Genomic DNA, 22,706 nt, shown 5'->3' on the forward strand with positions numbered 1-22,706 from the left:
ATGACTGATCCGATTCCTACCGCGGGCGAGACCACCATTATCGGCCTTCCCGCCATCCATATCCCCGTCACCGCGACCGGCGACCGTCCCCTTACGCAGGAGGATCTCGAGACGATCTCGCGGCTGTCGGACAATACGGCGCTGCTGATTTCCACGCGCGGTGCCGTGTCCGGTTCGCGCTACCTGCTCGACGAGGACGAGGTGACCGTCGGCCGCGACCCGCGCGCCGACATCCTGCTCGACGATTCCACCGTGTCCCGCCAGCACGCCGTCTTCCGTCGCTTCAGCGGCACCTATGCCGTCATCGACGCCGGCAGCCTCAATGGCACCTATGTCAACCGCCAGCGCGTCGACAACGCCGTGCTCAAGGACGGCGACGAGATCATGATCGGCAAGTTCCGCCTCGTCTTCTTCACCAACGCCGCGGTCAAGCACTGACCCCGGCACGCGAAACGGGAACTGGACCAGCATGGCGGCGGTGGCGATAGGAGGACGGGAATCCGGACTCGTGCAGGGGGAACTGTTCGATGCGCCGGTGGATCCCGAATACACGCGCGGATACCGCGGCACCGTCGCCTCGAAGATCGCAGGCATCACCTACCGCCAGCTTGACTACTGGGCGCGCAAGGGCATCGTCGAGCCGTCGATCACGCCGTCGCACGGCTCCGGTTCCCGTCGCCTGTATTCGTTCAAGGACATCGTCATTCTCGCCGTCTCGAAGCAGCTGCTCGACGTCGGCGTCAACCTGCAGAACGTGACGAACGCCATCGAGTACCTGATGACGAAATCGGTCGCGGCGCTCGAGCACACGACAATCATGTGCGATGGCACCCGCGTGCACGACTGCTCGAAGAGCGAGCAGATCGCCGCGCTGCTGGGATCCGGCCGTGCCGTGTTCGGCATTTCGGTCGGCACGATCTTCAAGCGCGTCACCGCCGAACTGGAAGACGAGGACTATACCGAACTCGCCGACGGCGACATGGCTGTCGTCCATGGCGGCGGCGTGCCATCGATCGAGGAAATCGCGACGGCCAGGATGGCCCGCAAGCTCGAACACCGGCGCCTGGCGCGCGCCACTGTCCAGTCGACCCGTCCACGGCAATCCTGAAGCACAATCCTGAAAGGGGAACCATGAGCGCATTACCGGCGATCCTGTGGATAATCGGAGTCGCCTGCTCGCTGCTCGTCATCGCGATCTGCGTGCTGCGAAGCCATTACTTCAACGACCGCGACAAGCCCGTGCATCCGGTGAGCTGGTCGGTTGTCGGCATGCATTTCGTGACGCTTGTCATGGTGGCCGCGCCGTATCCGATCTTCCTGTCCGAACGCGACAGCCTCAAGCCGTCCACGCTGGCGCTGTACGGGAAGCTCGGATGGCCGAGCGCCATCGTCGCGATTGCCGTCATCCTCGCCGAACTCGTGCTGATGTACCTGCAGGCGCGTCGCGCGATGAAGAGCCAGGTCGAGGACACGCTGAAGAAGGCCAACGCGCTGGGGGAGTAGTCCGCTGCCCGCTTGTCGCCACTGTGTGGAACAGCCGGAACGCGGCAAGGGCAGGACGGAAGAGCAAAAGCAATAAGGAAGGGGAAGCACCTTGCGGTGCTTCCCCTTCCTTATTGCTTATTTACCTAGGCAGGTCTCAGGCGTTCACGCGATCGATCGCGGACTGGACGTCGGCGATGACGGTATCCCAGGACTTGATGAAGGCGGCGACGCCGTCGGCTTCGAGGGTGTCGGTGACTTCCTTGAAGTCGATGCCCATCTCGGCGAGGACGTTCATCGTGTCGTGGGCCTCGGCGAAGGAGCCCTCGGTGATGGTGACCTTGCCGTCGCCGTGATCGGCGAGGGCCATCAGCGTCTTCTCCGGCATCGTGTTGACGACATCGGCGGCGACGAGCTCGTCGACGTACTTCGTGTCGGAGTAGGCCGGGTTCTTGGTGCCGGTGGAGGCCCACAGCGGACGCTGGACCTTGGCGCCCTTGGCGGCCAGGGCCGGCCAGCGCGGATCGTTGGCGAACTTGTTCTGGAACAGCTCGTAAGCCAGGCGCGCGTTGGCGACGGCGGCCTTGCCTTCCATTTCCTTGGCTTCCGGCGTGCCGATGGCCTCGAGCAGCTTGTCGACGGCGGTGTCCACGCGGGAGACGAAGAAGGAGGCGACCGAGGCCATCTTGGACAGGTCGTGGCCGTTCTCAGCGGCCTTGGCCATGCCGGCGATGTAGGCGTCGATGACCTGCTCGTAGCGCTCGAGCGAGAAGATCAGCGTGACGTTGACGGAGATGCCCTTGGCGAGCGTCTCGGTGATGGCCGGCAGGCCTTCCAGCGTCGCCGGAATCTTGATCATGGCGTTCGGACGGTTGACCTTCTCCCAGAGCTCGACGGCCTGCTTCTCGGTGGCCTCGGTCTCGTGGGCAAGACGCGGATCCACCTCGATGGACACGCGGCCGTTGACGAAGTCGGAGTCCTCGGCGACCTGACGGAAGATGTCGGTGGCGTTGCGGACATCGGTGGTGGTGAGCTCGCGGATGGCGGTCTCGACGTCGACCTTGCCGAGCTCCTTGAGCTGGGCGTCGTACGGACCGACCTGGCTCAGGGCCTTCTGGAAGATGGACGGGTTGGTGGTGACGCCGACGACGTTGTCGTTGGCGATGAGTTCCTGCAGGTTGCCGGACTCGATGCGGGTGCGGGACAGGTCGTCCAGCCAGATGGAGACGCCGTTCTCGGAAACGCGCTGAGTAGCTTCAGTCATTGTTTTTCTCCTTGATTCCAATTGGATCAATCACACACCTGTTTACCGAACATGTTGGACAGTGTGTGCGGTTTTCGGAAGGATCATCGACAGTTTTTGTCACGATTCTTCCGGTTTTTGAGTGATCGCGTTCGTTTTGTCGAAGGGATACGCGGAAAGAAAGGGAAACCGCCATGTCCGGACAAGCCGGACGGAAGTTCCCCTTTCTTCCTTGGGCCAAGTCACGGCCGGGCACCGGGCCCGGTCGCGGCTCAGTGCGTGGCTTCGATCGATGCCTTGGCGGCCTCGACGACGTGCTCGGCGGTGATGCCGAGGTCGATCATGTTCTGGGCGCCGTCGCCCTGCAGGCCGAACTGCTCGATCGAGACGGCCTTGCCGTAGGTGCCGAGGTACTTGTACCAGGACATCGCCAGGCCGGCCTCGACGGAGACGCGGGCCTTGATGTGGCTCGGCAGGATGGCTTCCTTGTAGTCCTCGTCCTGCTCCTCGAACCATTCCATCGAGACCATCGAGATGACGCGGGCCTTGATGCCCTCGCCGGCGAGCGTCTTCGCGGCTTCGACGGCCCACTGGACCTCGGAACCCGAAGCCATGATGATGACGTCCGGATCGCCTTCGGTGTCGACGAGGACGTAGGCGCCCTTGCGCACGCCGTCCTTCGCCTTCTCGGCGGTCTCGGCGAGCGTCGGCACGCCCTGGCGCGTCAGGATCATCGCGGTCGGGTAGGTGTTCTCCTTCTCGAAGAAGTAGCGGTAGGCCTCGGCGGTCTCCCACTGGTCGGCCGGACGGACGACCTCGAACTGCGGGATGGCGCGGAAGGCGGACAGCTGCTCGATCGGCTGGTGGGTCGGACCGTCCTCGCCCAGCGCGACGGAGTCGTGCGTCCAGACGTAGAGGTTCGGGATCTCCATCAGCGCGGCCAGGCGGCAGGCGGCGCGCATGTAGTCGGCGAACTGGAAGAACGTGCCGGAGAACGGACGGGTGTCGGAGCCCAGCAGGATGCCGTTCGTGATGGCGCCGGCGGCGAACTCGCGCACGCCGAAGTGCAGCTGGCGGCCGTACGGAGAGACGTTCGGCCACTGCGTGGTGGCGTACTCGGCCGGGGCGAACGACTTGGCGCCCTTGAGGTTGGTGTTGTTGGAACCACCGAGGTCGGCGGAGCCGCCCCACAGTTCCGGCATGACCGGGGCGATCGCGTTGAGCGCGGCGCCGGAGGCCTTGCGGGTGGCGACCTTGTCGCCGACCTTGAAGCCGGCCTCGAGCTCGTCGATGGCCTTGTCGAAGTCCTCGGGCAGCTTGCCGTCCTTGATGCGGGCGTACAGGGCGGCCTTGTCCGGATTGGCCTCGGCCCACTTGGCGAAGGCGACGTCCCATTCCTCGTGCGCCTTGAGGCCGCGCTCGGCGACCTTGCGGGCGTGGGCGAGGGCTTCCTCGTCGACCTGGAAGGTGGCTTCCGGATCGAGGCCCAGGGCCTTCTTCAGGCCGGCGACGGCCTCGTCGCCGAGGGCGGAACCGTGCGAGGACGGATCGTTCGTCTTGCCCGGGGTCGGCCACGCGATCAGCGTGTCCACCTTGATGAAGTGCGGCTTGTCGGTGACCTGCTCGGCCTTTTCGATGACCTTGGACAGGCCCTCGATGTCCTCCTTGTAGGAGCCGTCGGGCTGGATGAAGGAGATCTCGTCGGTGTACCAGCCGTAGGCCTCGTAACGCTTGAGGATGTCCTCGGCGAAGGCGATCTTCGTCTCGCCCTCGATCTGGATGTGGTTGGCGTCGAAGATGACGAACAGGTTGCCCAGGTTCTGGTTGCCCGCCAGCGAACCGGCCTCGGAGGAGACGCCTTCCTCGACGTCGCCCTCGCCGCAGATGACCCAGACCTTGTGATCGAACGGGGAGGTGCCCTCGGCGGCGTCCGGATCCAGCAGGCCGCGCTCGAAGCGCTGGCCGTAGGCGAAACCGACGGCGGAGGCGAGGCCCTGGCCCAGCGGGCCGGTCGTCATCTCGATGCCCGGGGTCAGGCCGACTTCCGGATGGCCCGGGGTGCGGGTGTCCTTGCCGCCGCGGAAGTACTTGAGGTCGTCGAGCGTCAGGCCATAGCCGGCCATGTACAGTTCGACGTACTGGGTGAGCGAAGCGTGTCCGCCCGAGAGGATGAAGCGGTCGCGACCGGCCCAGTTCGGATCGGCCGGGTCGTGCTTGATGAAGCGCTGGTAGAGGGTGTAGGCGATCGGCGCCAGCGAGATCGGGGAGCCGGGGTGGCCATGGCCGGCCTTCTGCACGGCGTCGGCGGACAGGGCCTTGGCCATCTTGATGGCGCGCTCGTCCAGTTCAGACCAGGTGTTATCGGTCATATCTGTTTACTTTCCTTCCAATACTTCGGACGTCCCCGCGACCGGCGTCTGGCCGGAACGGCGGACGTCCTCACATTGCAGTTCCACATAGTAACGGCCAAAGCCGACGAAAGACAACGGACAACCCGCGGCGGATCGACGGCGCACGCGCGGACGGCACGCAGGAATTAGCACTCTCGGTCGTTGAGTGCTAAAACAGATGATGATACCGTCGTCCGGTCCTTGCCCGGCTCCGGCGCGGTTCGGCAAGTGGAGGAGGCCCGCACATGAAGCAGTCGCGACGCATGCTCGTCCTGCGTGCCGTCGTCGAGGACTATATCCGGTCGCACGAGCCGGTTGGCTCGACGTCGCTGACGCGCGGGCACGATCTCGGCGTCAGCTCCGCGACGATTCGCAACGACATGGCCGTCCTGGAGGACGAGGGCTACCTGATCCAGCCGCACACGTCGGCCGGACGCATTCCGACCGAGAAGGGATACCGCTATTTCGTCGACAAGCTGGCGACCGTCGTGCCGCTGTCGCCGGCGCAGCGCCGCGGCATCCGCAATTTCCTCGAGGGCTCGGCGAGCCTCGAGGACACGCTGCAGCGCGCGGCCCGGCTGCTCGCCTCGATCACCGGGCAGGTGGCCGTCGTCGCGTCGCCGTCCCTGACGAAATCGACGGTGCGGCACATCGAGCTGATCCCGGTGTCGATGACGACGCTGCTGACAATCGTCATCACCGACACCGGCCGCGTGGTCCAGCAGCTCGTCAACGTGCCGATGATTCCCGACGCCGACGAGCTGCGTCGTCTTGGCAACGCCGTGGCCGCGCGTTGCGACGGCCTGACGCTGCGCCACGCCGCCGACGCGATCAGGACCATGCGCGAATGCAGGATGTCCGTGCGCGTGGACGCGCTGCTGCGCACCGTCGCCGACGGCCTGTCGTCGATGGCCGACGAGGAGCACGCGTCCGACCTCTATGTCTCCGGCGCGTCGCACCTGGCCCAGCACGCCGAACAGGGGCGCGACCTGGCGCCGCTCTTCGACGCGCTCGAGGAACAGGTCGTCCTCATGCGCCTGATGACGACGCTGAGCGAGACTGAGAATCCGCGCGGCATCGGCGTGGCGATCGGCTCGGAAACGCAGACGCCCGGCCTGATGCACGCCTCCGTCGTGACAAGCGGCTACGGCTCGGCCGGCACCGACGGCGAGGGCGACGGCGATGCGGCGGACGAATCGTCACCAGTCGCCTTCGTCGGATCGATCGGCCCCACTCACATGGACTATGCCGCCACGATGGCCGCCGTGCGCGCCGTCGCCCGCTACCTGACCGACTTCCTGTCGCCGGGCGCGTCGGCGGACGACGACGACCGGCAGTCCTGCACCGACGATGCCGGCACCGACGGCGACGACCCGCAACCCCGGAACTGAACGCCGCCGGCATCGCGACGGCGAGCGCCATCCTGACCCGGCCTCATGGCACAATGACACGAAACCAAGGAGAAAGAACGGCAATTGGCTGACTACTACGAAGTCCTGGGCGTCGAACGCTCCGCCAGCGAAGAGGACATCAAGAAGGCATACCGCAAGATGAGCCGGAAGTACCATCCGGACATCGCCGGTCCCGAATTCGAGGAGAAGTTCAAGGAAGTCAACACGGCATACGAAGTGCTGTCCGACCCGGACAAGCGCCGCATGTACGACCAGGGCGTCGACCCGAACGCTCCCGGCGGCGGCAACCCCTTCGGCGGCGCCGGATTCGGCGACATGGGCGACATCTTCTCGTTCTTCGGCTCGGCGTTCGGGGGCGCAGCCGGCGGCCCCGGTCCGCTGCCGCGCACCCAGCCTGGCCGCGATTCGCTGGCCTCGGCGACGATCGACCTGAAGACCGCCGTCTTCGGCGGCACCGCCGACGTTACCGTCGACACGTTTGGCGTGTGCCAGACGTGCGGCGGCTCCGGCTCCGCCGACGGATCGCAGCCGACGACCTGTCCGCAGTGCCACGGTTCCGGCCATGTCCAGAAGATCGTGCGCACGATGCTGGGCCAGATGATGACGCCGGCGCCGTGCGAGACTTGCGAGGGCCACGGCACCGTCATCGACAATCCGTGCACCGAATGTCACGGTCACGGCCGCGTGCGCACGCGCCGCGACGTCGGCGTCACCGTTCCGGCCGGCATCGCCGACAACACGCGCCTGCGGCTGGCCCACCAGGGCGAGGTTGGCGAGTGCGGCGGTCCCGCCGGCGACCTCTACGTCGACGTGCGCATCCGTCCCGACAAGCAGTTCACCCGCGACGGCGACGACCTGCACTGCTGGATCCGCGTGCCGATGAGCTGGGCCGTCCTCGGCCACGATCTCGACATCGAGACGTTCGACGGCACCGAGACACTGACCGTTCCGGCCGGATGCCAGCCCGACCAGACCGTCGTGCTCAAGGGCCTCGGTGTCACCCACATGCGCGACGCCGACGAGCGCGGCAATCTCGTCGCGCACATCGGCGTCGACATCCCGACGAAGCTGTCCGACTCGGAACGCCAGCTGATCGAGGAATTCGCCGAGTCGCACGATTCCTCCGCCGGTGCCGTCAGCCAGTCGTCGAGGCCGACAACGCCGTCGAGGAAGGGCTTCTTCGACAAGCTCAAGGACGCGTTCAGCTGAGCAGCGAGCGGCACATGCTCCGGTACTGGCTGACATAGCCGCCGCCGAAGAAGACGCAGTGTCCGGCGATCGGGTAGAGCTGCCAGAGCGTGATGCGGTCCTCCCATCCGGCCTTGAGCGGGTGGACCGACTGGTAGCCGGCATTGATGTCGCTCATGTAGGCCATGCCGAACAGGCGCAGCATCGCGAGGTCTTCCTCGCGATGGCCGCCGTGGGCGGCCGGATCGATAAGCACCGCCTCGGTGCCGCCGTGGTCGGCCGTCCACATGACGTTGCCGCTCCACAGGTCGCCGTGGACGCGTGCCGGCCGGTCGGCGGCGGCCCGGCCGAGCAGCTCGGGCAATGCCGCGATGACGTCCTCGGTCAGCGCCATGTCGTTGTCGTTCAGTTCGCCGCGGGCGATGCCGAGCTCGACCATCGGGCGCAGGCGTCCCTCGGCGTAGTAGGTCGCCGGATCGAGCCACGTGCCGGTGTCCATCGGCACCGGATCCTGCAGCGGACCGAAATAGCAGGTGCCGTCGTAACCGGCCGGCGGGGCGCCGAAATAGTCGGCGCCGGCGTCGTGCATGCGCGCGAGCGCCGCGCCGAACGCGAAGGCCGCCGTCGGATTCGGTGACGCCGGCGAGATCCGTTCGATGTCGAGATAGTTGTCGCCCCAGCCGAAGACCTTCACGACGCGCGGGCCGCCGTCGGTCTCGGCGGCAGCCAGCCATTCGAGCCCCCTGCCCTCGCATTCGAAGAATCCCCTGGGCGCGAATGCCCTGCTCTTGCGATAGGTAGCGCTTGCCATGCTCCGCTCCTTATATATATGGAATTGTGCCATCGTGTGCATATCCCAGCATACGCCGTCCGCCATCGTCTCCACGGTGCGCATCCGGGACTCCCGTGGACGCGACGGGCGCGAAAATACGCCGCCGGTACTAGTCTTGAGGCGACATTAGTGCACGGGTAGTTTTTCCAGATCACAACTACCTCCAGAATCGCAAATGGGGAACCATGAACTTTTTCCAGGCCATTTTCCTCGGGTTGGTACAGGCCCTGACCGAATACCTGCCTGTGTCGTCGAGCGCCCATATCCGCATCATCGGCGACCTGATGCTCGGGTCCGATCCGGGCGCGGCGTTCACGGCCATCATCCAGCTCGGCACCGAACTCGCCGTCATCCTGTATTTCCGGCATGAAATCAAGGACATCCTGGTGAACTGGTTCGCCTGCCTCTTCGGCCGCAACGGGTCCGACTGGCGGCACCGGCTCGGCGAGGGCAACAAGGACGCGCGGCTCGGATGGTACATCATTGTCGGCACGATTCCGATCCTCATCGCCGGCGTGCTGTTCCAGGACGCCATCGAGACGACGCTGCGCAACCTGTGGATCACCGTCACCGTCTTGTTCGTCTTCGGCATCCTGCTGTGGATCGTCGACGCGCGCGCCCGCCAGATCAAGCGCATCGACGACATGACATGGCGCGACGCGCTGGTCTTCGGCATCGGCCAGATGCTTGCGCTGATCCCGGGTGTCTCCCGCTCCGGCGGCACGATCACGTTCGGCCGCGCGATGGGCTATACGCGCGAGGCCGCCGTCCGCGTCAGCTTCCTGATGGCCATCCCCGCCGTCTTCGGCTCCGGCATTCTCGAGGCCATCAAGGCCATCAAGAACGCGAACACCGAAGCGATGTTCCCGGGCTGGGGGGCCACGATCGCCGCGACGATCGTCGCCTTCCTCGTCGGCTACGTCGTCATCATCGGTTTCCTGAAGTTCGTCTCGACGTTCTCGTACAAGGCGTTCGCGATCTACCGCATCGCCCTCGCCGTCATCGTCGCCATCCTGCTGCTGTGCGGCGTGCTCGCTCCGCTCGAGGGCATCGTCGTCTCCGGCAACGCCTGACAGCCGACGGCTTCTGACCGATATCGCAAATGTGCCCCGCATCCGGAAAGGATGCGGGGCACATTTGCGTGTGGTCGACAAGCCTTGGTTGCCGGCGAGGGCCGGCGGAGCGTTCAGTCGCCGGCCGGCAGGTCGCGCAGGAAGGCCTCGGCCTCGCTGACGAGCTGCTCGACGGCGGGGGAGCCGGAGGAGGCGAGGGCGCGTGCCTTGACGCGCATGTCGTGCTCGCGTTCGAGCTGCTCGACGAAGCCGGCGAGATCGGGATTGTTGCGCGTGGTCACGGATGCGCGGGAACCCCACTGCTCGGCCGGACGCTTGAGCTCGTCGGCGTCGAGGTCCACGCCGAGCAGTCCGGACAGCTCGTCGAGCAGCTGCAGCGTGCCCTGGGGGCACGGATCGTTGCCGAGATACTTGGGAACGGACACCCACATCGTCGTCGTCGGGTAGCCGTCCTCGATGGCGGCGGCGTCCAGCACGTGCGGAATGCCGATCGGTCCGTTGTATTCGCAGTCGACGTCGTCCCTGACGCCCTCGATCGTCGTCTCGACGGGCAATGGCCGCGTATGGGGCACATCGGCGAACATCGAGCCGATCGTGTAGACATGCGACACCTCGTATTCCTGCGCGATCCTCAGCGATTCGCGGCAGTATTCCATCCAGCCGTAGTTGGGCTCCGGACCGAGTTCGGCGAGGATGTGGAGCCGGTCGCTGACGGCAATGTCGTAGAACGTGGTTTGCGGCCACAGGATGCGCCGGTATCCCTGGATCGAACACTGGATGGGGCGGGCGACCTGATAGTCGTAGAATCCGTCGCGATTGATATGGCCCACCTCGGTCGAGGGGAACCGCTGCACGAGATGGTGGATGACGTCGGTTGCGCACTGGCATGCGTCGTTCCAGCCGTCGAAGGCGGCAAGCAATACCGTCCTGTGCTTTGAGGCTTGTTCGTACATGGTTTCCACTGTACCGCCGGCACCCCTGCGGACACGAAAAGATTCGCCACCAGAGAAGCAAATAAATTCGCTGTCGGAACGAAGAAAATGAGTCGCCGAGGACGAAAAAAGTCTATTTGACTAAACAATAAACACTCTTTGCACGGTAAATCGCCGTTCTTTCGCCGTTCTTTCATGATTCTCTCGGTTTTGCGACAAGGTTCTTTGCCGAAAACGGAGGGCGCCGCGGACGGCCGGCGGCGATCCGGTGCGACACGCCGCGGCTTGCGTTTTACCGAATGCCAGATATAGTAGTGACTCGTGCTCAGCGAGCGGCAAATGCCTTGCGGAGTGCAAAACATGCGGACATAGCTTAGTTGGTAAAGCGCGACCTTGCCAAGGTCGAGACCGCGGGTCCGAGTCCCGTTGTCCGCTCTAAGGTCCAACGAGAGTTGCAACCTGAACCGGTGGGTTAGCCAAGCGGTTAGGCAGCGGCCTGCAAAGCCGTATAGACGAGTTCGACTCTCGTACCCACCTCGCATGACGCGGAATTCCGGCAATCCGGAACTGCGGAATGACAACCGGGCGGTTGGCGCAGAGGTAGCGCACTTCCCTGACACGGAAGGGGTCACAAGTTCGAATCTTGTATCGCCCACGGCTGGTCCGTCGCATTCGCGATGGACTGTGACAGACCGGGTGTTTGGCGCAGCGGCTAGCGCACTTCCTTCACACGGAAGGGGTCATAGGTTCGATTCCTATAACACCCACTGACTGCATCGACGTTGTCGGTGAAGTTTTGCGGACATAGCTTAGTTGGTAAAGCGCGACCTTGCCAAGGTCGAGACCGCGGGTCCGAGTCCCGTTGTCCGCTCTTTTTCTTCTTTTAAATTTTCTAATTATTTTCCTTTTTCTTTATTTTTATTTCTGTAATTTCGCGCGATTTTTTTCGGATGAATCGTTCGAATAATTCACCTGCCGATTGTCGCGACACAGCCGACACGCGCTGTCGCGAGCCGCGTCTAGGCTGTTGCCCGTTCTCAACACACGTCCAGGCCTGCACATTGGTAACGCGGGCACCGATAGCAAAGGACATTCCATGGCTGAACAGACCATCTCCATCATTCTCGACGGCGAAGCGAAGGAGGTGGCGGCAGACTACACCGGCGTCCAGCTCTTCGACGACGACAAGAACATCATCGCAGTGAAGCTCAACGGCGAACCCCGCGACCTCTACACTCCGCTGTCCGACGGCGACGTCGTCGAGCCCATCGCGCTCGATTCTCCCGACGGCATCGCGATCATGCGCCACTCCGCCACGCACGTCATGGCCCAGGCCGTCCAGGAACTCAAGCCGGACGCCAAGCTCGGCGTCGGCCCGGTCATCGAGAACGGCTTCTACTACGACTTCGACGTCGACGAGCCGTTCACGCCGGAAGATCTCAAGGACATCGAGAAGCGCATGCAGCGCATCATCAAGTCCTCGCAGTCGTTCCGCCGCCGCGTGGTCACCGAGGAGGAGGCCCTCGCCGAAGAGGCCGACCAGCCGTACAAGATCGAGCTGATCCAGGACAAGGAAGCCGCCATCGACACCGAGGCGGCCAGCGACATCAGCCACCGCGAGCTGAGCATGTACGACAACGTCGACCGCGATGGCAACGTCGTGTGGACCGACCTGTGCCGCGGACCGCACCTGCCGAACACGCGCTTCATCAAGGCGTTCAAGCTCGAGCGCGCCGCCGCCGCCTACTGGAAGGGCGACGCCGCCAACCCGATGCTCCAGCGCATCTACGGCGTGGCCTTCCCGACGAAGGAGGAGCTCAAGGACTACCGCGTGCGCATGGAGGAAGCCGCCAAGCGCGATCACCGCAAGCTCGGCCAGGAAATGGACCTGTTCTCGTTCCCGGACGAAATCGGGCCGGGCCTCGCCGTCTTCCACCCGAAGGGCGCCGCCGTCATCAACGCGATGGAGGACTACTCCCGCGAGATGCACCGCAAGAACCACTACAGCTTCGTGCAGACCCCGCACATCACCAAGGGCGGCCTGTACAACATCTCCGGCCACCTGCAGTGGTACAAGGACGCGATGTACCCGCCGATGCACCTCGACGAGGAGAAGGACGAGGACGGCAACATCGTCAAGCAGGGCTTTGACTACTACCTCAAGCCGATGAACTGCCCGATGCACAACCTCATCTTCAAGTCGCGCCAGCGCTCCTACCGCGAACTGCCGCTGCGCCTCTTCGAGTTCGGCACCGTCTACCGCTACGAGAAGTCCGGCGTCGTCCACGGCCTGACCCGCGTGCGTGGCCTGACCCAGGACGATTCGCACATCTACTGCACGCGCGAGCAGATGAAGGACGAGCTCAAGAAGCTGCTCAACTTCGTGCTGGGCCTGCTCAAGGACTTCGGCCTCGAGGACTTCTACCTCGAGCTGTCCACGAAGGACGAGCACAAGTTCGTCGGCTCCGACGAGATCTGGGAGGAAGCGACGAACACGCTCGCCGAGGTCGCCCGCGACTCCGGCCTCGAGCTCGTCGACGATCCGGGCGGCGCCGCGTTCTACGGCCCGAAGATCTCGGTGCAGGCACGCGACGCGATCGGCCGTACCTGGCAGGTCTCGACGATCCAGCTCGACTTCAACCTGCCGGAGCGCTTCGGCCTCGAGTACGTCGCCGCCGACGGCACGCACCAGCGTCCGGTCATGATCCACCGCGCGCTGTTCGGCTCGATCGAGCGCTTCTTCGCCATCCTGCTCGAGCACTACGCCGGCGCGTTCCCGGCGTGGCTGGCCCCGGTGCAGGTCCTCGGCGTGCCGGTCGCCGACGAATTCGCGCCGCACCTGCAGCAGTTCATCGCCTCCCTCGAGGAGGAGACGGTCCGTTGCGAGATCGACCTGTCCGATGACCGTTTCGGCAAGAAGATCCGCAACGCCTCGAAGTCGAAGGTGCCGTTCATCCTCATCGCCGGCGAGGAAGACACGTCGAACAACGCGATCAGCTTCCGTTTCCGCGACGGCAGCCAGCTGAACGGCGTGCCGGTCGACCAGGCCCGCGAATGGATCCTGACGGCCATCGGGCGCCGCGTCCAGGTCAACAGCGCCGACGACTTCAAGGCCGCCGTCGCCCCGGAAGCGGCCGTCGAGCTCGTCGAGGACATCGTCGCCGAGTGACGGACCACCCGTAATCCCATGGAGTTCCATGGACAAGGCCGCGGCATCGCGCCGCGGCCTTTCGCTATCCGGTCCGGCCGGGCGCCGGAAGGATATGCTGGTGGGGAACGAAACGAAAGGAAGACAACATCATGGCCGATGAACACGTCGTCGTCGAGGATCCGGGTAATTTCCCGCCGCCGGAGGACACCGTCGAGCGCCTGTGGGCGCCGCAGCGGATGAGCTACGTGTTGCGGGACACCGAAGGCCACGTCGACAAGCCGAAGGCGAAGGAGTGCCCGTTCTGCGCCGGCCCGAAGAAGGACGACGCCGAGGGCCTGGTCGCGTGGCGCGGCACCTACGTCTTCGCGATCATGAACCTCTATCCGTACAATGTCGGCCACATGATGGTCTGCCCGTACCGCCATGTCGGCCTGATCACCGAACTCGACGATTCCGAACTGTTCGAATTCGAGAAGGCGACGACGCTGGCGATGGCCGTCATGGGGCACGTCTCGCATCCCGACGGCTACAACATCGGCATCAACCAGGGCGAGGCCGGCGGCGCCGGCGTGGCCACCCACCTGCACCAGCACATCGTCCCGCGCTGGAACGGCGACTCGAACTTCATGCCGATCGTCGCCCAGACCCGCGCGATGCCGATCCTGCTCGACGACCAGCGACGCGCCTATGCCGCCGAATTCGAGAAGCTGGCGCCGTCCTTCGGCCTGCCGCTGCGCGGCACCGTCTCGATCGACCTGTAGGCGCGCGCATCCCTCCGGTGTCGCCCGCGCATGCCCGCCGTGCCATGCCGTTCATAGGCGGGTGCGCGTACAATACCGGAGATGTCCGTGCCGTGTGGCCCCTGCCGGCCATCACCCGAATCCAAAGGAACTCTCATGCTGGAAAAGCTCCGTCCCCCCTTCAAGCGCGCCATCGAACCGATCGCCCGGGGACTGGTGAAGATCGGACTGACCGCCGACATGATCACGATCATCGGCGCGATCGGCACCACGCTCGTCGGCATCGCCGCCGGCATCACCGGCTGGCTGTTCTGGGGCGCCGTCGCGCTGACCGTGCTCGTCTGCTTCGACTCGCTCGACGGTTCCGTCGCCAAGCTGACGACCGGCGGCACGAAATTCGGCGCCTTCCTCGATTCCTCGCTCGACCGCGTCGCCGACTGGGGCGTCCTCGCCGGCGTCATGATCTACTTCTACCTGCAGCTGCAGCATCCGGACCTCGGCCACCCGATCGTCTCCTCGACCACCGTGCTGCACGTCGGCCTCGGCTGCGCGCTGTACTCGATGATGACGTCGTTCGTCACGCCGTACGTGCGCGCCCGCGCCGAATCGGTCGGCTACGAGGCCAAGGGTGGCATCGCCACGCGTTCCGACCGCCTGTGCCTGATCCTGATCGGCATGGCGCTCACCGGCCTGACCGGCATGGCCATCTGGCTGATGATCACGATGGTCCTGCTCGCCGTCTTCGGCACGATCACCGTCTTCCAGCGCATCTTCGAGACGAAGCACGCGATGGACGCCGACCACACGGCCAACGATCCGGAGGACCGCGGCTGATGTTCGACCAGCTGCTCGCCTTCGTCGCGAAGCATGCCCGCGCCATTCCCGAGCGGGTGGTGCGCGGCCTGTTCCTCGCCGCCGCCGACGCCGCCTGGGCCACGCATGCCGGGTCCGTGCGCCAGCTCGAACGCAATCTCGTCCACGTGACGTCGTGGGCCAACGACGGCGCGCCGGTCGACCGGCGCGAACTGCGCCGCCTGTCGCGCCGCGGCATGCGCTCCTATTTCACGTACTTCTCCGAGGCGATGACGGTCGGCGGCCGCACCGAACGGCAGCTGCGCGCCCGCATTCGCGGCGCCGGCGACGGACTCGATTCGCTCGTCGAACTGACCGGCACGCCGGCGCAGGGCGGCCGTGACGGCTCGGCCCCGATCGCGATGGGCCACCAGGGCAACTGGGACTATGCCGGATTCTGGGCGAAGTTCGATGTCGCGCCGGTCGTCACCGTCGCCGAGAAACTCGCCGATCCGGACCTGCTCAAGACGTTTGTCGGCATCCGCGAATCGCTCGGCATGCGCATCCTGCTGACCGGCACGCCGAAACTGACGTCCAGGCTCGAGGCGGTATTGCGCGGGCCGCATGTCATCGTGCCGCTGCTCGCCGACCGCGACCTGGGGCGCAACGGCGAATTTGTCCGGGCGTTCGGCTCGGTCATCCGCGTGGCGCGGGGACCGGCCACGCTCGCCATCGACGCCGGCAAGCCGCTCTACGTCGTCAACATGCACCGCGAGCGCCTGTCCGGCAAGCGCCGCCGGGAGGCCGGCACGCCGTACGGCTATGTCTGCGAGGTGTCCGGGCCGATCGACGTGGCGCCGTATCTCGGCATGCCCCGCGAGGAGGCCATCGCCGCGCTGACGCAGGCGTGGGTGGACATCTGGGCGGCGGGGATCGCCGCACATCCCGAAGACTGGCACATGCTCCAGCCGTTCTTCCTGCCCGACCTCGACCTCGACAGGCTGCGCAACGTGCCGGACTGGGTGACGGCGACGCTGCGCGCGGATCGTGCCGGCGACGCCGCCCGGACGCACGCCTGCCCCCGAAAGTCGTGACAATTCGTCACAATGGTCCGGTGAGTTTTTCGAATAACGGAGCCGGATCCCTGCGGGAGAGGCTGCGCGAACGCCGCCGGGGGAGCGGCTCCGCCAGCGTCCGCGGGCCGCAGAAATTCAAGCATCACAACGAGCAGGCGGAGGATGCCCCGCTCAACGTCGGCATCGTCAGTCCCTACTCGTTCGAGACGCCGGGCGGCGTGCAGAACCACATCCGCGACTTCGCAATGGAACTGCTCAAGCGCGGCTACCACGTCTCGGTGTTCGCCCCGGGGCGTCGCACGAACGACATGCCGCTGTGGGTGCAGACGAACGATTCGTCGTTCGCCATTCCCTACAACGGTTCGTGGGCGCACCTGAGCTACTTCCTGACGGCCGGCCACCGCACGCGCCGCTGGGTGCGCCAGGGCCATTTCGACATCCTGCACCTGCACGAGCCGGAAACGCCGTCGCTGTCGCACAAGCCGCTGGCGATGAAGGATGCGCCGCCGATGGTCGCGACGTTCCATGCGTCGATCGAGCCGTATCCGCGTGCGCTCAAGCTCTTCCAGAACTACCTGCTCAAGTATCTTTCCCCGCTGCGGGAAGCCATCTACGTCTCGCCGGCCGCGGGCAGGACCGCCGACCATTTCCTGCCCGACGACATGCCGAGGACGACGATCCCGAACGGCATCGACCGGTCGTTCTTCGCCGACGCCGCCGTCGATCCCCGCTGGGCCGGCACCGCCGACGCGCCGACGATCGGGTTCCTCGGCCGCATGGGGGAGGAGCGCAAGGGCTTCGCCGTCTTCGCCGCGGCCGCGCCGAGCATCCTCAAGCGGTTTCCGGCCGCGCGATTCCTCGTCGCCGGTGACGGCGAGGAGGACGGCAGGAAGATGCTGCGTGCGCTCGATCCGTCCGGGCTGCTCGAATCGCACTTCGAATTCCTTGGCCGCATTTCCGACGAGGACAAGGCGTCGTTCTACCGTTCGCTGACGCTCTACGTCGCCCCGCAGACCGGCGGCGAAAGCTTCGGCATCGTGCTCGCCGAGGCGATGGCCGCGGGCTGCGCCGTCGTCGCCTCCGACCTGCCGGCGTTCGTCGACGTCACGAAGGACGGCGAGTGCGCGGCGCTGTTCAAGACCGCCGACGCCGCCGACTGCGCCGTCACGACCGTCAACTTGCTGGACGATTCCGTCCGGCGCGAGGCGCTGGCCCAGGCCGGCTTCGAACGGTCTGCCGACTTCGACTGGTCGACTGTCGTCGACCGCGTGCTCGAGGTGTACGCCAGGGCGCTGTCGTAGGCGGCACACGGTGCCCGGCCTGTGCGCCGGGACGACGAAACCGGCCCCTATGTCGGTGAACCGCCTTAGAATCAATTCGTTTAGTATCTATCCGTCTCTCCCGTAGGAGCATTATGTCAGGTCATTCCAAGTGGGCCACTACCAAGCACAAGAAGGCCGCGATCGACGCGAAGCGCGGCAAGCTGTTCGCCAAGCTGATCAAGAACATCGAGATCGCGGCCCGTCAGGGCGGCGGTGATCCGGACGGCAACCCGGCGCTGTTCGACGCCATCTACAAGGCCAAGAAGGCCTCGATGCCGGCTGACAACATCAAGCGCGCCGTCAAGCGTGGCTCCGGCGAGGAAGAGGGCGGCGCCAACTACGAGGACATCGTCTACGAGGGCTACGCTCCGGCCGGCGTCGGCCTCATCATCGAGTGCCTGACCGACAACCGCAACCGCGCCGCCGCCGAAGTGCGTTCGACGCTGACCAAGGGCAACGGCTCGCTGGCCACCACGGGTTCGGTCTCCTTCAACTTCGAGCGCAAGGGCGACATCGAGGTCGCGAGCGAGGGCGTCGATTACGACGACCTGTTCGAGAAGGCCGCCGAGGCCGGTGCCGAGGACGTCGTCGACAACGGCGAATTCTACTCGGTCATCACCGGCCCGTCCGATCTCATCGACGTGCGCAAGGCGCTGCAGGACAGCGGCGTCGACTACGAATCCGCCGATCTCGTCATGATGCCGAAGACCGAGGTCGAGCTTTCGCTCGAGGATGCCCAGAAGGTCTCCAGGCTCATCGACAACCTTGACGACCTCGACGACGTGCAGAACATCTACAGCAACTGGACCGCCTCCGACGAGGTCATGGCCCAGCTGGACGCCGAGTGATTTTCCGGTAGCGGAAAATCGACGGAGGCATTGCTGTACGCATGATCATCCTTGGCGTTGACCCCGGCCTGACCAGGTGCGGAGTCGGCGTGATCGAAGCCGGCGCATACCGCCGGCTTTCGTTTATCCACGTCGACGTCGTCAGGTCGGATCCCAAGTCGCCGCAGGACCGGCGACTGCTGACGATTTACGACGGGCTGGCCGCCAAGCTCGACGAATTCGCGCCCGACGTCGTCTCGATCGAGCGTGTCTTCGCGCAGGAGAACCGCAACACGGTGCTCGGCACTGCCCAGGCGGCCGGCATGGCGATGCTGGCGGCGGCCCAGCGCAACATTCCGGTCGCGCTGCACACGCCGACCGAGTCGAAGATGGCGATCACCGGCAACGGCAAGGCCGAGAAGATCCAGATGGAACGCATGGTCGCCCGCATCCTCAACCTCAACACGCTGCCGAAGCCGGCCGACGCGGCCGACGCGCTGGCCATCGCGATCTGCCATGCGCTGCGTCCGGCCGGCGCCATCCAGGGTGGCGAACGCGAGGAACACCTGACGGCGGCGCAGCGCCAGTGGGCCAAGGCGGCGCAGAAGGCGTCCCGGGGCCGCACGCAGGGCCGGGCGATGTAACGGCGCCGAATCACCGGATTGACTCGAACAGATGTTCGGGTAAGATGGTGGCAGGACAATGACCGCCGGGGACGGACGAAAGGACAATCATGATTGGAATGCTGCGCGGCACGGTGGATTCCGTCGATGCCGCCTGCGCCATCGTCGACGTCGCCGGCGTCGGCTATGAAGTGCGCATGCCGGCGGCCGACCTGGCGAACCTGCACGCCGGTGCCGACGTGAAGGTGTACACGTCGCTGGCCATCTCGCAGGACGCCGTCACGCTGTTCGGATTCCTGTCCGCCTCGTCGAAGCGGATGTTCCTGCAGCTGCAGAAAGTCAGCGGCATCGGCCCGAAAGTGGCGCTGAGCCTGTTGTCCACGCTCGCTCCGGACCGGCTGTCGCGCGCCATCGCCGACGGCGACGCGACGGCGCTGGCCAAGGCGCCGGGCCTGGGCAAGAAGGGCGCCCAGAAGATCATCCTCGAGCTCAAGGGCTCGATCGACCTCGCTGAGCTTGGCCGGGACGACGGCAAGATTCCGGCCGCGGCGCCGGCGAGGGCGCCCGAGGACACCGGTCGCCTGCAGGTCGTCGAGGGCCTGATGTCGCTCGGATGGCGCCAGCAGGATGCCACGGCGGCCGTCGACGGCGTCATCGAGGCCAACGGCATCGCCGTGCCGCTGGCCGACGACGAAGTGCCGCACGTGCTCAGGCTGGCGCTGACGTCGCTGGACCGCGGCCAGTGAGCCGCCCGGGACAACGCCGGCAACAAGCGCCGGGGACTATCGCAAACGGTCCGGAACTGCTCCGGGCGAAGGGACGGAAACGACGAGGATGATGGACGAGATGTACGACGGCGTCAACGCGGGCGCGAACGAGGAGTCGCTCAGGATGGTCTCCTCGTCGCCGGTCGGCAACGAGCCGGTCAGCGACGAGGAACTCAGGCCGCACGTACTCGACGGCTTCATAGGGCAGCCGCTGCTCAAGGCACAGCTGCAGCTGTTCCTGGACGCCGCGCGCAAGCGCGACGTGCCGCCCGACCACATCCTGCTCGCGGGCCCTCCGGGACTGGGCAAGACGACGTTGGCGATGATTGTCGCCAACGAACTCGGCGTGCCGATCCGCGTGACGTCCGGCCCGGCCATCCAGCACGCCGGCGACCTCGCCTCGATCCTGAGCTCGCTCGAGGCCGGCGAGGTGCTGTTCATCGACGAGATCCACCGCCTGCCACGCGCCGCCGAGGAACTGCTGTACATCGCGATGGAGGACTTCCGCGTCGACGTCATGGTCGGCAAGGGGCCGGGCGCCTCGTCCATTCCGCTGACGCTGCCGCGCTTCACCGTCATCGGCGCGACGACGCGCGAGGGCATGCTGCCGTCGCCGCTGCGCGCGCGGTTCGGCTTCACCGCCCATCTCGACTTCTACCCCCATGACGAGCTCGAAAAGCTCATCACGAGATCGGCGGCCGTGCTCGGCCTGCCGCTCGACGACGGGTCGGCCGCCCAGCTGGCGCGCCGTTCGCGTGGCACGCCGCGCATCGCCAACCGCCTGCTGCGCCGCGTGCGCGACTGGGCCGTCGTCCACGAACTGGACACCGTGGAACCGGACGATGTCGTCGAGGCGCTGGCGCTCTACCAGATCGACACGGAAGGCCTCGACCGTCTCGACATCGCCGTGCTCAACGCGATCGTCACGAACTTCAACGGTGGCCCGGTCGGCGTCAACAACCTGGCCGCGATGGTCGGCGAGGAATCCGAAACCGTCGAGACGGTCTGCGAGCCGTATCTCGTGCGCGAGGGCTTCATGGTCCGCACGCCGCGCGGCCGTGTCGCCACCCGCAAGGCATGGGACCATCTCGGCCTGACCCCTCCCGACGGCGCCGGCGCGTTGTCCTAGTCGCCAATTCGCACTAGAGTGGACGGACCGGCCTTGCGCTCCGATGGCAATGCGGCGGGAATAGGCCGGCACGAAAGAGAGTTGACGCCAGTGCCTGTCCTCGCCGGTACCGCTGTCCGGACAGGCCAACCCCGTCAGACACATCGAATACCGAGAAGTCGGATCGGTCCAGCCCGTTCGACATGCGAAGGAGCCATTTTCCATGGACTATATATTTCTGATCATCCTCCTGGTCTTCATGATCGGCATGCTGTTCTTCCAGTCGCGCAAGGCCAAGCAGCAGAATCAGCAGGTCCAGGACTTCCGTAACAGCCTGCAGCCGGGCACCGAGGTCATCACGATCGGCGGCGTCATCGGCAAGGTCGTCTCCGTCGACCAGAAGTACGAGGAGATCGTCATCGATTCCGAGGGCTCCTACCTGCGCTTCGCGTTCAAGGCCATCAACAAGGAATACATCCGCCCGGCCTACGTCGACGATTCCGAAGTCGACGAGAACGGCAACCCGCTGCCGACCGAGCCGGAGCAGATCGAGGGCGACGTCGTCGACACGACGGTCGCCGGAACCGACCAGGCCGCCGACGCCCAGCAGCCGGCCGACGCCACCGAGGACACCGAGACGGTCGAGACCGAGGCCGCCACGGTCGAGGACGGCGAGGAACAGGCCGAACTCACCTACGCCGAGGAAGACGAGAAGACCGATTCCGCCAAGTGACGGACGGCGGCTTCCATTCCGGACGGGCCCCCTTCATGACGAAGGGGGCCCGTTTCGCGTCGGACGGCTTTTGTGCCGTCGGAAAGAAACGACATCCCCGGGGCGTCCGCGGCGCGAGTACATACGGGTCGAATGGTATGATTCCTCACGTGCATGGGGGATCCGGCGTCCGGGGGCACCGCGTCGCCGCCTTCCGTCTGCATGACAACTTATTAGGACAAGATACTGCACGCCGGACAGGCGGCCGGCTCCGAAGGCGCCGCCCGCACGGTCCGGACCTTTCCGGTGCAACCGGTTCCACCCGCCGCCGGAACCTCTACGAAGGACACTCATGGCAAACACGGACATCACGCTGGCCGACATTCTCAAGGTCGGCGAGGAAGATGCGCAATACCTCGTTTCATTGATTCGGTCTGTGCCGAATTTCCCGAAGGAGGGCATTCTCTTCCGTGATTTCATGCCGGTGTTCGCAGACGCCCGCGCGCTGCAGATCCTCATGCGTGCACTCGAGGCGGCCCTGCCGGTTCCGGCCGACGACATCGACGCCGTCGCCGGTCTCGAGGCCCGCGGCTTCCTGTTCGGTCCCGCCCTCGCGGCCCATCTGGGCAAGGGCTTCGTCGCCGTGCGCAAGGCCGGCAAGCTGCCGCCGGAAACGGTCAGCGAAAGCTACAGTCTCGAATACGGCGAGGCGACCATCGAGGTCGAGTCCGACGCCATCAAGCCGGGCGAACGCGTACTGATCGTCGACGACCTGATCGCCACCGGCGGTTCGGCCAAGGCCGCCCGCCAGCTCGTCACCGCGTGCGGCGGCACCGTCGCCGGCTTCAGCTTCGTGATGGAGCTGGAAGGCCTCGACGGCATCGCCGAGCTCGGCGACTATCCGACCAGCTCGCTGCTGCGCATGCCGGCCTGAGCATCCGCGGCCATGCCGGGAATGGGACACGACGCCCCCTACGCCGACAAGTTGGCTACGATGGACAGGTGAACCCACCGCACGAGTCCTAGAGAGAAGTCC

The 22,706-nt window shown here is 65.6% G+C and carries 21 protein-coding genes and 5 tRNA genes; 22 read left to right on the forward strand and 4 right to left on the reverse strand.

Features of this window, described 5'->3' with window-relative positions; translation table 11 throughout:
- From F6S87_RS00275 to F6S87_RS00285, 3 genes are read left to right on the forward strand one after another with little or no spacing between them, the layout of a single operon-like run.
- The gene (locus tag F6S87_RS00275) at window positions 1-438 is read left to right on the forward strand and encodes an FHA domain-containing protein (protein ID WP_163226696.1); all 438 of its coding nucleotides are present in this window, start codon (window positions 1-3) and stop codon (window positions 436-438) included.
- Between the two features lie 31 nt (window positions 439-469).
- Complete coding sequence (locus tag F6S87_RS00280; protein ID WP_163226697.1) at window positions 470-1,108, forward strand: MerR family transcriptional regulator; 639 nt, start codon at window positions 470-472, stop codon at window positions 1,106-1,108.
- A 23-nt stretch (window positions 1,109-1,131) separates the two neighbouring features.
- Window positions 1,132-1,503, forward strand: a complete 372-nt coding sequence (locus tag F6S87_RS00285) for a hypothetical protein (RefSeq protein ID WP_163226698.1) — start codon at window positions 1,132-1,134, stop codon at window positions 1,501-1,503.
- 136 nt (window positions 1,504-1,639) lie between these two features.
- Here F6S87_RS00285 and tal read toward each other — a convergent pair whose 3' ends face one another.
- Both tal and tkt read right to left on the reverse strand, forming a co-directional pair.
- Window positions 1,640-2,746, reverse strand: a complete 1,107-nt coding sequence (tal, locus tag F6S87_RS00290) for a transaldolase (RefSeq protein WP_163226699.1) — start codon at window positions 2,744-2,746, stop codon at window positions 1,640-1,642.
- A 251-nt stretch (window positions 2,747-2,997) separates the two neighbouring features.
- Complete coding sequence (gene tkt, locus F6S87_RS00295) at window positions 2,998-5,094, reverse strand: transketolase (protein ID WP_163226700.1); 2,097 nt, start codon at window positions 5,092-5,094, stop codon at window positions 2,998-3,000.
- Between the two features lie 266 nt (window positions 5,095-5,360).
- Between tkt and hrcA the strand changes: the two genes are divergently transcribed.
- Both hrcA and dnaJ read left to right on the forward strand, forming a co-directional pair.
- Complete coding sequence (gene hrcA, locus F6S87_RS00300) at window positions 5,361-6,506, forward strand: heat-inducible transcriptional repressor HrcA (RefSeq protein ID WP_163226701.1); 1,146 nt, start codon at window positions 5,361-5,363, stop codon at window positions 6,504-6,506.
- Between the two features lie 84 nt (window positions 6,507-6,590).
- Window positions 6,591-7,736: a molecular chaperone DnaJ gene (gene dnaJ / locus F6S87_RS00305; RefSeq protein WP_163226702.1), complete on the forward strand. Its 1,146-nt coding sequence runs from the start codon at window positions 6,591-6,593 to the stop codon at window positions 7,734-7,736.
- Here dnaJ and F6S87_RS00310 read toward each other — a convergent pair.
- Window positions 7,729-8,526, reverse strand: coding sequence for a fructosamine kinase family protein (locus F6S87_RS00310; RefSeq protein ID WP_163226703.1), 798 nt, complete (start codon window positions 8,524-8,526; stop codon window positions 7,729-7,731). The genes dnaJ and F6S87_RS00310 overlap by 8 nt on opposite strands.
- A gap of 206 nt (window positions 8,527-8,732) precedes the next feature.
- Here F6S87_RS00310 and F6S87_RS00315 point away from each other — a divergent pair, with 206 nt between their 5' ends.
- Window positions 8,733-9,620 (forward strand): undecaprenyl-diphosphate phosphatase, encoded by an 888-nt coding sequence (locus F6S87_RS00315; protein WP_163226704.1) that lies wholly within the window; start codon window positions 8,733-8,735, stop codon window positions 9,618-9,620.
- Window positions 9,621-9,733: 113 nt separating this feature from the next.
- Here F6S87_RS00315 and F6S87_RS00320 read toward each other — a convergent pair whose 3' ends face one another.
- Window positions 9,734-10,573, reverse strand: coding sequence for a PAC2 family protein (locus tag F6S87_RS00320; protein WP_163226705.1), 840 nt, complete (start codon window positions 10,571-10,573; stop codon window positions 9,734-9,736).
- A 341-nt stretch (window positions 10,574-10,914) separates the two neighbouring features.
- On the opposite strand from F6S87_RS00320, the gene F6S87_RS00325 reads away from it, so the two are divergent.
- The 16 genes from F6S87_RS00325 to F6S87_RS00400 all read left to right on the forward strand — a co-directional run bounded on the left by F6S87_RS00325 (window position 10,915) and on the right by F6S87_RS00400 (window position 22,604).
- Window positions 10,915-10,987 (forward strand) — tRNA-Gly (locus F6S87_RS00325).
- A 31-nt stretch (window positions 10,988-11,018) separates the two neighbouring features.
- A tRNA-Cys gene (locus F6S87_RS00330) sits at window positions 11,019-11,089 on the forward strand.
- A gap of 46 nt (window positions 11,090-11,135) precedes the next feature.
- A tRNA-Val gene (locus F6S87_RS00335) sits at window positions 11,136-11,207 on the forward strand.
- Between the two features lie 39 nt (window positions 11,208-11,246).
- Window positions 11,247-11,319 (forward strand) — tRNA-Val (locus F6S87_RS00340).
- A 31-nt stretch (window positions 11,320-11,350) separates the two neighbouring features.
- Window positions 11,351-11,423 (forward strand) — tRNA-Gly (locus tag F6S87_RS00345).
- Between the two features lie 225 nt (window positions 11,424-11,648).
- Window positions 11,649-13,721: a threonine--tRNA ligase gene (thrS, locus tag F6S87_RS00350; RefSeq protein ID WP_163226706.1), complete on the forward strand. Its 2,073-nt coding sequence runs from the start codon at window positions 11,649-11,651 to the stop codon at window positions 13,719-13,721.
- Between the two features lie 131 nt (window positions 13,722-13,852).
- A complete protein-coding gene (locus F6S87_RS00355; RefSeq protein WP_163226707.1) occupies window positions 13,853-14,464 on the forward strand; it encodes an HIT family protein in 612 nt (203 codons plus the stop codon).
- Between the two features lie 135 nt (window positions 14,465-14,599).
- Window positions 14,600-15,277, forward strand: coding sequence for a phosphatidylinositol phosphate synthase (gene pgsA, locus F6S87_RS00360; protein ID WP_163226708.1), 678 nt, complete (start codon window positions 14,600-14,602; stop codon window positions 15,275-15,277).
- Window positions 15,277-16,329, forward strand: coding sequence for a phosphatidylinositol mannoside acyltransferase (locus tag F6S87_RS00365; protein WP_163226709.1), 1,053 nt, complete (start codon window positions 15,277-15,279; stop codon window positions 16,327-16,329). The genes pgsA and F6S87_RS00365 overlap by 1 nt, the downstream gene beginning before the upstream one ends.
- A 164-nt stretch (window positions 16,330-16,493) precedes the next feature.
- Window positions 16,494-17,612 carry a glycosyltransferase family 4 protein gene (locus F6S87_RS00370; RefSeq protein ID WP_331270755.1) on the forward strand — a complete coding sequence of 373 codons (1,119 nt, stop codon included), beginning with the start codon at window positions 16,494-16,496 and terminating at the stop codon, window positions 17,610-17,612.
- A 113-nt stretch (window positions 17,613-17,725) separates the two neighbouring features.
- A complete protein-coding gene (locus F6S87_RS00375) occupies window positions 17,726-18,481 on the forward strand; it encodes a YebC/PmpR family DNA-binding transcriptional regulator (RefSeq protein ID WP_163226710.1) in 756 nt (251 codons plus the stop codon).
- Between the two features lie 41 nt (window positions 18,482-18,522).
- Window positions 18,523-19,104, forward strand: a complete 582-nt coding sequence (gene ruvC / locus F6S87_RS00380) for a crossover junction endodeoxyribonuclease RuvC (protein ID WP_163226711.1) — start codon at window positions 18,523-18,525, stop codon at window positions 19,102-19,104.
- An 89-nt stretch (window positions 19,105-19,193) separates the two neighbouring features.
- On the forward strand, window positions 19,194-19,829 hold the full coding sequence (gene ruvA / locus F6S87_RS00385) for a Holliday junction branch migration protein RuvA (protein ID WP_163226712.1): 636 nt from the start codon (window positions 19,194-19,196) through the stop codon (window positions 19,827-19,829).
- 88 nt (window positions 19,830-19,917) lie between these two features.
- The gene (gene ruvB, locus F6S87_RS00390) at window positions 19,918-20,979 is read left to right on the forward strand and encodes a Holliday junction branch migration DNA helicase RuvB (protein ID WP_163226713.1); all 1,062 of its coding nucleotides are present in this window, start codon (window positions 19,918-19,920) and stop codon (window positions 20,977-20,979) included.
- Window positions 20,980-21,181: 202 nt separating this feature from the next.
- Window positions 21,182-21,691, forward strand: a complete 510-nt coding sequence (gene yajC / locus F6S87_RS00395) for a preprotein translocase subunit YajC (protein ID WP_163226714.1) — start codon at window positions 21,182-21,184, stop codon at window positions 21,689-21,691.
- Window positions 21,692-22,022: 331 nt separating this feature from the next.
- Complete coding sequence (locus F6S87_RS00400) at window positions 22,023-22,604, forward strand: adenine phosphoribosyltransferase (RefSeq protein ID WP_163226715.1); 582 nt, start codon at window positions 22,023-22,025, stop codon at window positions 22,602-22,604.
- Window positions 22,605-22,706 lie beyond the last annotated feature (102 nt).

It is taken from the genome of Bifidobacterium choloepi, assembly GCF_010667615.1.
Classification (GTDB): domain Bacteria; phylum Actinomycetota; class Actinomycetes; order Actinomycetales; family Bifidobacteriaceae; genus Bifidobacterium; species Bifidobacterium choloepi.